Origin of the sequence: Kocuria sp. KD4 (assembly GCF_011769905.1) — a bacterium.
GTDB lineage: Bacteria > Actinomycetota > Actinomycetes > Actinomycetales > Micrococcaceae > Kocuria > Kocuria marina.
The window spans coordinates 257,379-269,100 of record NZ_CP050449.1 but is presented as its reverse complement, the minus strand read 5'-3'; the positions used below and the strand labels follow the sequence as shown (position 1 = coordinate 269,100).

Annotated in this window: 12 protein-coding genes and 1 pseudogene; 9 read left to right on the top strand and 4 right to left on the bottom strand. The window is 66.9% G+C overall.

The genetic code is table 11. The features are described from left to right. Window positions 1-34 precede the first annotated feature (34 nt). Complete coding sequence (locus HBK84_RS01210; RefSeq protein ID WP_167317987.1) at window positions 35-1,195, top strand: ATP-binding protein; 1,161 nt, start codon at window positions 35-37, stop codon at window positions 1,193-1,195. 39 nt (window positions 1,196-1,234) lie between these two features. On the opposite strand, the gene HBK84_RS12765 is transcribed toward HBK84_RS01210, so the two are convergent. The 4 genes from HBK84_RS12765 to HBK84_RS01190 all read right to left on the bottom strand — a co-directional run bounded on the left by HBK84_RS12765 (window position 1,235) and on the right by HBK84_RS01190 (window position 4,185). Then, window positions 1,235-1,486 carry an N-acetyltransferase gene (locus tag HBK84_RS12765; protein ID WP_240919046.1) on the bottom strand — a complete coding sequence of 84 codons (252 nt, stop codon included), beginning with the start codon at window positions 1,484-1,486 and terminating at the stop codon, window positions 1,235-1,237. Window positions 1,487-1,698: 212 nt separating this feature from the next. Further along, on the bottom strand, window positions 1,699-2,325 hold the full coding sequence (locus HBK84_RS01200; RefSeq protein ID WP_064846497.1) for a TetR/AcrR family transcriptional regulator: 627 nt from the start codon (window positions 2,323-2,325) through the stop codon (window positions 1,699-1,701). 107 nt (window positions 2,326-2,432) lie between these two features. Next, a complete protein-coding gene (locus HBK84_RS01195) occupies window positions 2,433-3,770 on the bottom strand; it encodes an AMP-binding protein (RefSeq protein WP_167317986.1) in 1,338 nt (445 codons plus the stop codon). Window positions 3,771-3,774: 4 nt separating this feature from the next. After that, window positions 3,775-4,185: a PaaI family thioesterase gene (locus HBK84_RS01190; RefSeq protein ID WP_167317985.1), complete on the bottom strand. Its 411-nt coding sequence runs from the start codon at window positions 4,183-4,185 to the stop codon at window positions 3,775-3,777. A 245-nt stretch (window positions 4,186-4,430) separates the two neighbouring features. Here HBK84_RS01190 and paaA point away from each other — a divergent pair, with 245 nt between their 5' ends. The 8 genes and pseudogenes from paaA to HBK84_RS13100 all read left to right on the top strand — a co-directional run bounded on the left by paaA (window position 4,431) and on the right by HBK84_RS13100 (window position 11,550). Further along, the gene (gene paaA / locus HBK84_RS01185; RefSeq protein WP_167317984.1) at window positions 4,431-5,492 is read left to right on the top strand and encodes a 1,2-phenylacetyl-CoA epoxidase subunit PaaA; all 1,062 of its coding nucleotides are present in this window, start codon (window positions 4,431-4,433) and stop codon (window positions 5,490-5,492) included. Between the two features lie 2 nt (window positions 5,493-5,494). Further along, window positions 5,495-5,791 carry a 1,2-phenylacetyl-CoA epoxidase subunit PaaB gene (gene paaB / locus HBK84_RS01180; protein ID WP_167317983.1) on the top strand — a complete coding sequence of 99 codons (297 nt, stop codon included), beginning with the start codon at window positions 5,495-5,497 and terminating at the stop codon, window positions 5,789-5,791. After that, on the top strand, window positions 5,788-6,624 hold the full coding sequence (gene paaC, locus HBK84_RS01175) for a 1,2-phenylacetyl-CoA epoxidase subunit PaaC (protein WP_167317982.1): 837 nt from the start codon (window positions 5,788-5,790) through the stop codon (window positions 6,622-6,624). Before paaB ends, paaC begins: the two co-directional genes overlap by 4 nt. Before the next feature lie 71 nt (window positions 6,625-6,695). Continuing rightward, entirely contained in the window at window positions 6,696-7,211 is a 516-nt protein-coding gene (gene paaD / locus HBK84_RS01170; RefSeq protein ID WP_131333843.1) for a 1,2-phenylacetyl-CoA epoxidase subunit PaaD, read from the top strand. Window positions 7,212-7,213: 2 nt separating this feature from the next. Continuing rightward, entirely contained in the window at window positions 7,214-8,413 is a 1,200-nt protein-coding gene (gene paaE / locus HBK84_RS01165) for a 1,2-phenylacetyl-CoA epoxidase subunit PaaE (protein WP_167317981.1), read from the top strand. A gap of 111 nt (window positions 8,414-8,524) precedes the next feature. Beyond that, window positions 8,525-9,298 (top strand): enoyl-CoA hydratase/isomerase family protein, encoded by a 774-nt coding sequence (locus HBK84_RS01160; RefSeq protein ID WP_167317980.1) that lies wholly within the window; start codon window positions 8,525-8,527, stop codon window positions 9,296-9,298. A gap of 189 nt (window positions 9,299-9,487) precedes the next feature. Then, on the top strand, window positions 9,488-10,354 hold the full coding sequence (locus HBK84_RS01155) for a formate/nitrite transporter family protein (protein ID WP_167317979.1): 867 nt from the start codon (window positions 9,488-9,490) through the stop codon (window positions 10,352-10,354). Window positions 10,355-10,488: 134 nt separating this feature from the next. Continuing rightward, window positions 10,489-11,550: pseudogene (locus tag HBK84_RS13100) on the top strand (serine hydrolase). Window positions 11,551-11,722 lie beyond the last annotated feature (172 nt).

Sequence of the window (11,722 nt, the reverse complement as noted above, 5' to 3'; positions counted from 1 at the left end):
TTTATAGTTCAGCGGTTTTTATAAAGGAGTATCCATGCAGCGCTCCCCGTACACCCCTGGCGAGGTCACCGCATTCCTTCCCGGGCGAGAAACACACATGGTTCGACTACGCGTTCAGATGCAGCATGTAGCGGACGAAAAAGCATTCATTGCTCGGCCACGCGTGTACGTAGGGAGCCGAGGGGTCGGCAAAACGTCTTTGCTGCGGTATGGCCAACGAGCTGCACGCGAACGAGGACTGACCCCGGTCTGGATCACCGCTGGCGATGCCGACCTTCTGCCCGTCCTGTCCGCAGAACTCGAGAAGCTGACCCGCGCGTGGCACTCCGCGGCCGCGCAGGAGATCGCATCCCTGATCCGGAACCTGGAACTCTCCGTGAGTGTCGCAGGTCTGGGGGCCACAACCTCTCCCGGTCAGGGACGCTCCACGGCCGAGGCCCCGGGACAGGCCCTTGAAGCCCTGATCGCCGCCACTGCGCACTCACTGCACCGGCACGGCGGGGGCCTGGCGATCTTCATCGATGAGCTCCAGGCAGCGGATCACACGGCACTGAAAGCGCTGGCCTATGCATGGCAGCATCTTCGTTCCCGGGATGAAAGCCCCCTGCCAGCCACCCTCGTAGCGGCCGGATTGGGTCACACGTCAAATGTGGTCACGGATGCCGCCACGTTCGGAGAACGCTTCGAGTTCGTCCGCTTGAAGGACCTGAGCCGGGAAGCCGCGTACAACGCGCTGTCCGAACCCGCCATCAAGTTCGGTGTCTCCTGGCAGTACCAAGCAGTGGAGGCCGTCCTGGAGAAAGCTCACGGCTACCCCCACTTCCTCCAGCTGTGGGCACACGCCGCATGGGAATCGGCGGGTTTTCCCGACCCTGGCGGGACGATCACGCTGGGTGCAGTGGAGGCGTCCGAGGATGAGGTGCTCGAACAGCTGGATGTGTTCTACCGCACCAGATGGGGTAAAGCTACGCCTGCGGAACGCGAACTGCTGCGCGCCATCGCACTGCAGTCCAGCCCCGCACCGCGCAGGGCCGACGTGGCAGCCGCCATGGGAAAGCCGACCACGGCCATCAGCATGGCCCGGCGTTCTCTCATGGACAAAGGGATTCTCGATTCGCCCGCCAGGGGTTTGCTGGCTTTCACAGCGCCCGGATTCAGCAGCTACATCTTGGAGCAGGACGGCACCGAGGACTGAAAACTCAACCTCGACGACGGGCTGCTCAAGCGCATCGGCTCACCGCATGATGGCGAGCGTGGTGCAGCCCAGGTCCGAGGTGGGGCGGAATCCCAGGGAGCGGTAGAGCTTCACCACATGGCGGTTCCAGAGGGGATCGTCGGTGGTGATGTAGACCTGGCGGATGTGGGACGTCTCGTCCAGCACCTCGGTGAGCAGCGCACGACCGATGCCCCGCCGCTGGTGGTCCGGGTCCACCAGCAGGTCCTGGATGTACGCCACCGTCACACCGTCGCCGACGACCCGGGCCATTCCCACGAGCTCCCCCCGCATCCCACGCGGAGATGACCAGCCACGCGTTCTGGACCATGGGCCCGAAGTCCTCGGGGCGCCGCGTGTAGGAGCGCCACCCGACGGCGTCGTACAGGCGGATCAGCGCAGCGTGGTCGAGATCTCGGGAACGGGAGATGTCCATGGGCTCACCCTAGGCGGGCCTGGACACCTCCCTGCGGAGGGAGCGCCGGCTACGCCCGCAGGCCCGAGAAGACCATCGTCACCACGGTCGCCGTGAGCTGGTCCACTGTGCCCGAGCGGCCGGGCTGGTACCAGTCCACGATCGAGTTGACCATGCCCAGCATCAGACGCGGTGCGGACTTGCCGGAGACGTCCGTGCGCAGCTCCCCCAGCTCCTGTGCCTCGCGCACCAGGTCCTCGACCGTGCGGGTCAGGGTGCGACGACGCTGCAGCGCGGCCTCCTCGATCTCCGAGTTCCCACGCAGGCGCAGCAGCAGGGTCACGTAGGGCATCTGGTCCACGAGCACCCGCACCGAGCCGTCGAGGATCGCCTCGAGCTTGTTGACCGGCCCGTGGTCCGAGGCCAGGACGGACTCGAAGACCGCCTCCAGCGAGTCCAGCGCACGGTCCAGGGCCTGGCCGAGAATCGCCTCCTTGGACTCCACGTGGTGGTAGATCGCGGACTTGGAGATCCCCAGGTGCTTGGAGAGGGTCCCCATGGAGGTGGCGTCGTAGCCGTAGCGGTTGAAGACGTCCACGCACACGGACAGCAGGGTCTCTCGGTCGTACCCGGGACGGCCTCGCTTGGGGGCCGCCGCGGCGTCGTCGGAGGCGGGGGGAGTGCTCGCGGGGGGCATGGACGGGGACCTCGACCTTCTGTCGGGCTGTCGGGAACGGAGAACCTCAGGCTACCGGCTCGTCACCTGGGCTCCACCGCCGCAGCGGGCCCCGGCAACGCCGGAACTCACTTGTCACGGTGGTCGTAGACGCGGCGCAGCTTGCCCGAGGAACGTGCGAGGGTCCCGGGCTCGGCGATGTCGATCGTGGCGCTCGAACCGATCTTCGTCTTGATGTCGTGCAGCAGCTTCTTGCCACCCTCCTGGGCCTGCTCCAGGGTGGCTTCCTCGCGGCGCTCGATGTGGATGGTCATCTGGTCCATGCGGTGGGGCCGGGTGATCTCGAGCGTGAAGTGCGGGGAAAGCGCGGGGATCTTCAGCGCGAGTTCCTCGATCTGGGACGGGAAGAGGTTCACACCGCGCAGGATGATCATGTCGTCCGAGCGCCCCGTGATCCGGCCCATGCGCCGGTGACCCGGACGCGCGGTGCCCGGCAGCAGACGGGTGAGGTCGTGGGTGCGGTAGCGGATGATTGGCAGCGCCTGCTTGGTCAGGGCGGTAAACACGAGTTCGCCGGGGCGGCCGGTGGGCAGCACGGTGTCGTCGAACGGGTCGATGACCTCCGGGCGGAAGTGGTCCTCCCAGATGTGCGAACCGTCCTTCGTCTCGCAGGACTCGCCGGCCACGCCGGGACCCATGACCTCGGAGAGGCCGTAGATGTCGCACGCGGAGATGTTGAACGTCTTCTCGATCTCGTGGCGCATCTCCTCGGTCCACGGCTCCGCCCCGAGTACGGCGTGTCGCAGGGAGGTCTCGCGCGGGTCGAGACCGAGCTTGCGGAAGCCGTCCGCGATGGTGAGCAGGTACGTGGGGGTGGAGAGGATGGCCTGCGGCTCGAAGTCCCGGATGAGCTGCACCTGCTTTTCCGTCTGCCCTCCGGACATCGGGATCACGGCGCATCCCAGGCGCTCCGCACCGTAGTGGGCGCCCAGCCCGCCGGTGAACAGCCCGTAGCCGTACGCGTTGTGCACCTTGTCCCCGGGCTTCATTCCCGAGAGCCGGAAGCAGCGTGCCACGAGGGCCCCCCATGTCTGCAGGTCCTCCTCCGTGTAGGCCACCACGGTGGGCTGCCCGGTGGTGCCCGACGACGCGTGGATGCGTCGGATCTCGGACATGGGCGTGGCGAAGGACGTGAACGGGTAGGCCTTGCGCAGGAATTCCTTGTCCGTGTAAGGGAACTTCGCGAGGTCCTCGAGCTCCCGGAAGTCATCCGGGTGCACCCCGTGCTCGTCGAAGAGCTCCTGGTAGGCGGGCACGTTCTCGTACGCGTAGTGCAGGGTCCACTTCAGGCGCTCCGTCTGCAGCGCCTCGATCTGGTCCCGGCTCATCAGCTCCTCGGGATCCGGCTGAGAGGAGTCCTCGGAGGCCACGGGGTGGTACGGGCTGGGCACGGAGCACGACGTCATGGGTTCACGCTTTCTGGCGAAGGGGCACGGTGCGGCTGCGGCCGCGGAACTGGGCGACGACGTCCCCGTCCTGAGTGGAGACGGTGATGTCGCACAGGCCACTGCGCCCGGTGGTGGCGATCTGGCGACCCTCCGCGACGAGGGTCTGGCCCGGGTGGGCCGAGCTGAGGAAGTTGATGTCCACGCCCTGGGCCACGGTCATGGAGGTGCCGTCCGGTTCCGGGTCGTTGCACGTCATGGCGAAGCACGAGTCCGCGAGCGCGAAGATCATCCCGCCGTGCACGATGCCGAAGCCGTTGAGCATCTCCTCCCGCACGGCCATGGAGATCACGCAGTGCCCGGGGTCCGCGCGCTGCACGGTGATCCCCAACCACTCGGAGGCACGGTCGCCAGTGAGGACGGGATGGTGTGGCACGGGCGCTCCTCAGATTATTCGAACGATCGGTCAGTATGTAATCGCAGAAATGTGACCCGTGTCAACAAAAATCCGTGCATGACGCGAGCCCCGTGAGGCCTCCCGCGAGCGCGGAACAGCCCCCGGAATATGTTGACGACCACACGGGGGGGCTATATCCTGAACGAGCGGTCAGTTATTATTGTCGGCAGCGTACAGAGTTCATCCTCCGCTCCCATCTCACCCGCGAACCGAGGACACACACCATGACTGAGCAGACCACCTCTGCGGACCAGGCGGAGCCCACCGCCGAGCAGCAGCACTTCGAGCACCTCCTCAGCGAGGACTCCCGCGTGGAGCCCCGGGACTGGATGCCGGAGGCCTACCGGAAGAGCCTGACCCGCCAGGTCTCCCAGCACGCGCACTCCGAGATCATTGGCATGCAGCCGGAGGCCAACTGGATCACCCGCGCCCCGAGCCTCAAGCGCAAGGCCGTGCTGATGGCCAAGGTCCAGGACGAGGCCGGCCACGGGCTGTACCTCTACTCCGCGGCGGAGACCCTGGGCACCCCGCGCTCCGTGCTCAACGAGCAGCTGCTGAGCGGCAAGGCCAAGTACTCCTCGATCTTCAACTACCCGGCCCGCACCTGGGCGGACATGGGCGCGATCGGCTGGCTCGTGGACGGCGCCGCGATCTGCAATCAGGTGCCGCTGTGCCGCGCCTCCTACGGCCCGTACGGCCGCGCGATGGTGCGCATCTGCAAGGAGGAGTCCTTCCACCAGCGCCAGGGCTGGGAGATCCTCTACGAGCTCTCCCACGGCACCGAGGCGCAGAAGCGGACGGCCCAGGAGGCCGTGAACCGCTTCTATGGCCCCGCCCTGCAGATGTTCGGCCCCCCGGACGCCGACTCCCCCAACTCGCAGCAGTCCATGCAGTGGAACATCAAGCGCTTCTCCAACGACGAGCTGCGCCAGCGCTTCGTGGACATGATCGTCCCGCAGGCCGAGGCTCTCGGCCTGACCCTGCCGGACCCGGACCTGAAGTGGAACGAGGCCCGCGGCCACTACGACTACGGCCAGCTGGACTGGAACGAGTTCATGTCCGTGATCAAGGGCTCCGGCCCGTGCAACGTGCAGCGCATGAAGCGCCGCCGCGAGGCCCACACCAACGGTGCCTGGGTCCGCGAGGCGGCCGAGGCCTATGCCCAGCGGCAGGCGCGCGAGGCCACCGAGGTGGAGGCAGCGGCGTCGTCCCCCGAGGCCGCCGTGGCGATCGACGAGACCACTGTGATGGCGGGCCGCGGCTCCGCCGAGCTGATCGGAGCCTGAGCATGAGTGAGAACCAAACCGGCAAATGGCCCCTGTGGGAGGTCTTCGTGCGTTCTTCGCGCGGGCTGTCTCACGTGCACGCGGGCTCCCTGCACGCCCCGGACGCCACCATGGCCGTGCGCAACGCGCGTGACCTCTACACCCGGCGCAACGAGGGCACGAGCGTGTGGGTGGTCCCCGCGGACGCCATCACGGCCTCGGATCCGGACTCCAAGGGCGGCTACTTCGAGTCCGCGCAGGGCAAGAGCTACCGCCACGCCACGTACTACACCAAGAGCGAAGGGGTGAAGCACCTGTGAGCGCGTTCGCCTCCCACGACTCCGCCACCAAGCAGTCCGCGGGTGACGCGATCACCGCCGAGGAGATCGCGGAGACCGGCGGCAAGGCCTCGGAAGCCGTGGCCCAGTACGCTCTGCGTCTCGGCGACGACGCCCTGATGCTGTCCCAGCGCCTGGGCTGGTGGATCTCCCGGGCCCCCGAACTCGAGGAGGACATCGCCCTCGCCAACATCGCGCTGGACCTCATCGGCCACGCGCGCTTCCTGCTGACCTACGCGGGCTCCGCGTGGGGGAAGACCGAGGACGAGCTCGCGTACTTCCGCGACGAGGAGGAGTTCCGCTCCGTGCGCCTCGTGGAGCAGGAGAACGGGGACTTCGGTCAGACCATCGCGCGTCAGCTGCTGTTCTCCTTCTACCAGTACGAGCTCTACTCGGCGCTGCAGTCCTCCACGGACCAGACCCTGGCCGCGATCGCGGACAAGGCGCTGAAGGAGGTCGAGTACCACCAGGACCACGCCGCCCAGTGGATGCTGCGCCTGGGCCTCGGAACCGAGGAGTCCAAGCGGCGCATCCAGGAGGGCCTCTACTACATGTGGCCCTACCTGGACGAGCTGTTCGCGGACGAGCCCCTGCACGACGAGCTCGAGGGCATCGCCGTGCGGCCCTCCAGCCTGCGCGAGCGGACCATGGACCGCGTCACCGCCCTGCTGGCGGAGGCCGAGCTCGATGTCCCGAACGTGGCCCAGGCCCGACTCTCCGCCGCACCGCGTGACGGCTCCTACTCCGAGTACCGCGGGTACATCCTCGCTGAGATGCAGTGGCTCGCCCGCCAGCATCCCGGCGCCACGTGGTGAGCACCGTGTTCTCCCGCGTTCCGCCCCGCTCGCTGCCACCCACGGGCGGCGTGGCGCCCCGGGAGGTCCCCCTGGGGCCGTCCCGGCGCCCGGGCGATGCGCGCGACGCCGCCCTGTGGGACGTCGCCGCCACGGTGTGCGACCCCGAGATCCCCGTGCTCACGCTCGAGGACCTCGGGGTGCTGCGGGACGCCGTGGCGCGGGAGAACGAGAACGTCGTCGTCATCACCCCCACCTACTCGGGCTGCCCCGCCATGGACACCATGGCCGCGGATCTCGAAGCCGCGGTCACCGCCGCCGGCTACGAGGACGTGCGCGTGGTGCAGGTGCTGCGCCCGGCGTGGACCACCGACTGGATGTCCACCGCGGGCCAGGCCAAGCTGCGCGAGTACGGCATCGCCCCGCCCACCGGGCGCACCGCCGCCGGGCACAACTCCGGACCGGTGCGACTGAGCCTGGCCGTGAAGTGCCCGCACTGCAGCTCCCTGGACACCCGCGAGATGACCCGTTTCGGGTCCACGTCCTGCAAGGCCCTGTGGGTCTGCAACGACTGCAAAGAACCCTTCGACTACTTCAAGGTGCACTGATCATGAGCGAAACGCCGGACACCTCTGCCGTGGAGGAAGCCACCGAGGCCAGCGCGGGTGACGGCAAGCGCCGCGCCACGTTCAACACCCTCGCGGTCTCCGAGGTGCGTAAGCTGACCCCCGACTCCGTGGAGGTCACGTTCGAGGTCCCCGAGGACCTCGTGGCGGACTACAACTACCTGCCCGGGCAGTACGTGGCCATCCGCTCACAGATCAACGGGCACGAGGTGCGCCGCTCCTACTCGATCTGCGCGGACCCCACCCCGGGTGAGATCCGTGTGGCCATCAAGAAGGACATGGGCGGCGTGTTCTCCACGTGGGCGAACGAGCAGCTCGCCGCCGGGGACACCCTGGACGTGATGAACCCGCAGGGCGCATTCACGTCCAAGGTCAACATCACCTCCATGAACGACCCCGAGAAGCTCGCCGAGCGGGAGGTGGCCAAGAAGCGCAACGTGCACCTGGTGGCGTTCGCCGCCGGGTCCGGGATCACGCCCATCATGGCGATCGCCCGCGCGCTGCTGCGCGCCTCCGACACCGCCGCGATAGACGTCATCTACGCCAACCGCTCGTCCATGGACGTGATGTTCGCGGCGGAGCTGGGCGACCTCAAGGACAAGTACCCCGCCCGCCTGGCCGTGCACCACGTGCTCTCCCGCGAGCAGCGGATCTCGCCGCTGATGTCCGGGCGGATCGACCACGACAAGCTCGAGGAGCTGCTGGACCACGTGGTCCAGGTGGACTCCACGGACGAGTGGTTCCTGTGCGGGCCCTTCGAGCTCGTGCAGCTGTGCCGGGACGTCCTCAAGGAGCGCGGCGTGGACGAGTCCCGCGTGCGCTACGAGCTGTTCACCACCGGCAAGCCCACCACCCCGCAAGGCCAGCAGGGCCGCATGGTCAAGGCGGACCCCAAGGGCGAGAACTACGAGATCGTCTTCACCCTGGACGGCACCTCCGCCCATGTGAAGTCTCCCAAGTCCGCCGCGGAGACCGTTCTCAACGCCGCTCTGCGCGTGCGCCCGGACGTCCCCTTCGCGTGCGCCGGCGGGGTGTGCGGCACGTGCCGCGCCAAGGTCACCTCCGGCGAGTTCGAGATGGAGGAGAACTTCGCGCTCGAGAAGGACGAGCTGGACGCCGGGTACGTCCTTACCTGCCAGACGCGCCCCACGTCCGACCGGTTGAGTGTGGACTTCGACGCCTGAGTCCCATGCACTCCGACGACGACGCCGCGCCGGGACCGCGCGGCGGCGTCGTCGTACCTGCCCGCTCGCCCCGCGGGGCGCACAGGAACCCCGAACCGCAAGGAGAACCCCATGATCGACCTGACGATCGAGGACGCGATCGCCCGCGTGGTGCTCGACGCGCCCAAGAAGCTCAACTCGCTGGACGAGGCCGCGCTGGACGATCTCGCCGCCGCATACACCGAGGCCGAGCGGGCCGGCGTGCGAGCGCTCGCGCTGAGTGGCGAGGGGCGTGCGTTCTGCGCGGGCCGGGACATCTCCGCCGTAGACCCGGGGAGTGACGACACCGACGGCTACCTCACCGGCAAGGTGCAACCGCTGCTGCAGCAGATGTCCCGGTTCCCCGCGCCCACGTTCGCCGCGGTGCAGGGCGCGTGCTTGGGCGTGGGGCTGGGGCTCGCGATCGCCACGGACGTGGTGTACGTGGCGCAGGACGCGACCATCGGATCCCCGTTCGCCAACCTGGGGGCCACGCTGGACTCGGGCGGGCACGCCCTGTTCACCGAACGACTGGGCCCCCACCGCACCCTGGACCTGATCTACACCGCCGAGATGATGACCGGCGCTGAGGCCGTGGCGGCGGGACTGTTCTCCCGAGCCGTGCCGGCGGAGGAGCTCATGGAGTTCACCATGCAGCGGGTGTCGAAGGTGGCCCGCGGTGCCACGCAGTCCTACCTGGCGTCCAAGGAACTCGTGGCCCAGGTGCGGGACAACCGCGTGGGGTTGTGGGAGTCCATGGCAGCGGAGAACAAGGCCCAGGCGGCCCTGTGCGCCACGGACGACTACAAGGAGGGCTTCGCGGCCTTCCAGCAGAAGCGCAAGCCGGAGTTCACGGGACGGGGCTGAGCGCTTGGGCCGCAGCCGGACCGCGGTGAGTAGGGACGCCGTCGGCCTTCGCTGCGCATACCTGGGCGGCCGCTCCGACGCGGTGAGTACATCTGTGCCCCGGAAAGACCACGGGAAGCGCCTGTCCGTGTTTTTTCGGGACACAGATGTATCGCGTGATGGCTTCTCGCGTGGCCTACGCTGAGGCCCATGCCCACAGCGCGTGACAGCGAGTCCAAGCGGCGTTCCTCGGGACGCACCGATCAGCCCCTCGAGGACGAGCTGGTCGAGGAGTTCCAGAACACCGTCCAGGAAGGCACGGATCGGCTGCACCGCACGTGGCGGGCGTTGATCATCACCGGCCTCTTCGGCGGGATCGACGTGGGCCTGGGCATCATGGCCATGCTCGCGGTCATGGATGTCACCGACTCCAAACTGCTGGCGGGCATCGCGTTCGGCGTGGGGCTGCTCGCGTTGCGCCTGGCCCACTCCGAGCTGTTCACCGAGGACTTCCTGCTCCCCATCAACGCGGTGGTCGCCGGTCACGGGACGTGGTGGTCACTCGTGCGGCTGTGGGGTGGGACCCTGCTGGCCAACCTCGTGGGTGGCTGGGTGTTCATGTGGGTGGTCGTTGCGGCGTTCCCCGACTTCACGGACTCCCTGGTGGAGGTCGCCTCGGGGTACGTCGCGGACGGGATCGGTTTGGAGACCGTGTGCCTGGCCCTGTTGGCCGGTTCCACTATCACCCTCATGACCCGCATGCAGCAGGGTACGAACAACGACATGATGACCGCGGTGATCTCCCTGATCGGCGGCCTGTTGGTCGTGGGCCTGGGCATGCTCCACGGAGCGCTGAACTCCATCGTGATCTTCGGGGCCATGCACGCCGGTTGGGACTACTCCTACCTGGACTGGTTCGCGTGGTTCGCGTGGGTCATCCCGCTGAACATGATCGGCGGCCTGGTGATCATCTCCATCCCCCGCCTCATCCGCACGTGGGAACTGCTCATGGCCGAACGCCGCGGCGAGAGGATCTCGGACGCGTCGTCCGAGGAGGAAGAGGAAGACCGACCGTGACAAATGCTCCTCGTCGACACATGTTCGGTTTCCCGTGAAGGGTTTACCCATTTGATCAACAATCCTCTGATCGTCCTCTCGATCGCGGCTGGAAGGGTTACCCCATCACCGGGAACTGGGTAGCCCCCGCAGGAATGGGCGCCTTCGCCTGTCTGATGGGAATCTTTCCTGTACGCCCAGCAAAATCGGCCATTAATTCCTCTAATGCCGGCCCTTCCGCTTCGGTGTTCCAACCATTGAGTATCCGGATCCCACCCCCCGACAGGAATAAACATTTCCCGTACCCCCATGGAGAATGGTTGCCGAGAAGGGTACAGGCTGGCCATATTCACCTGATTCACCCGACACGGGAGGTAGCTCGGATTGTTGATCCGCAGAACAGCTTTGCAGGCGGTGGGGCAGGTCAAACTGTCACCGGTCCGCTATCTCCCTTTAATTACCGGACTGGGGTCAGGTTTCCAACGGCTTCCCTGTACAAGCTCGTTGTCATGGCCGCCTTCTGTCAGGCTGCGGACGATGGCCTCATCGACCCGGCTGCACCGGTCGATCTGGTGCCTGAGACCCGCGTTCCCGGGCCCACGGGGTTGTCGATATGCCTGGACCCCGTATGCATGTCGTGGCGAGACCTGGTCGAATTGATGACGACCATCTCGGACAACACGGCTGGAAACGCGGTGCTATGCGCCGTGGGTCACGATCGTGTGGCACACACTCTGAGACGCCTCGGGTTGCTGCAAACCGATATCCGGCCCTACCTACTCGCAACCGATCTGCACACGGCCGAGGTTGGCCGTGACGCCGATAATCTGGATCCCTACCTTCTGCCCGATCCCCGGGAATACGACCCCCTGCTGGTATCGAGTACCACGGCCTCCGATCTCGTAGGTATCCTTTCGTTCATCTGGGAGGACCACGCAGCCACTCCCTCCCAGTGCTCGTTCATGCGGCATGTACTGGGATAACAAGCATGGGGACACCGTTTCGCTGAAGTCTTCACGTACCCGGGTGTCCAGAGCGCAGCCAAGACTGGGTCTTTGGCGGCGCTCAGCCATGAGGCTGGGGTCATTTCCCACCCCGACGAACCGCCTATCGCCGTCGCGGTCCTGACACAATCGGCCCGCAGGGAGCGGACCATTCCTCTGTCCAACACGGTGGTGGGGCAAATCGCTCGCCACTGCGTTCGTAGCTACCGCTAGGTCCTGTAGATACTCATGGACGGCGCCCATTTAGGTCATCATGGCGATACGGCGTACCGGGGGCTGCCAATCCGGCCGGTACATCTGAGTCCCCAAAAGGCCGGTGGTGGCGGGTTCGGATGGCATTTCCGGGCCTCAGATGTTCTGCGCATGACTGACCGTCCCGCCCCCG

Coding starts and splice junctions, on each gene's coding strand:
- HBK84_RS01155 (WP_167317979.1), top strand. CDS start 9,488: ATGCCCACAGCGCGTGACAGCGAGTCCAAGCGGCGTTCCTCGGGACGC.
- HBK84_RS01195 (WP_167317986.1), bottom strand. CDS start 3,770: ATGACGTCGTGCTCCGTGCCCAGCCCGTACCACCCCGTGGCCTCCGAG.
- paaE (WP_167317981.1), top strand. CDS start 7,214: ATGAGCGAAACGCCGGACACCTCTGCCGTGGAGGAAGCCACCGAGGCC.
- HBK84_RS01200 (WP_064846497.1), bottom strand. CDS start 2,325: ATGCCCCCCGCGAGCACTCCCCCCGCCTCCGACGACGCCGCGGCGGCC.
- HBK84_RS01160 (WP_167317980.1), top strand. CDS start 8,525: ATGATCGACCTGACGATCGAGGACGCGATCGCCCGCGTGGTGCTCGAC.
- HBK84_RS01210 (WP_167317987.1), top strand. CDS start 35: ATGCAGCGCTCCCCGTACACCCCTGGCGAGGTCACCGCATTCCTTCCC.
- paaB (WP_167317983.1), top strand. CDS start 5,495: ATGAGTGAGAACCAAACCGGCAAATGGCCCCTGTGGGAGGTCTTCGTG.
- paaA (WP_167317984.1), top strand. CDS start 4,431: ATGACTGAGCAGACCACCTCTGCGGACCAGGCGGAGCCCACCGCCGAG.
- HBK84_RS12765 (WP_240919046.1), bottom strand. CDS start 1,486: ATGGCCCGGGTCGTCGGCGACGGTGTGACGGTGGCGTACATCCAGGAC.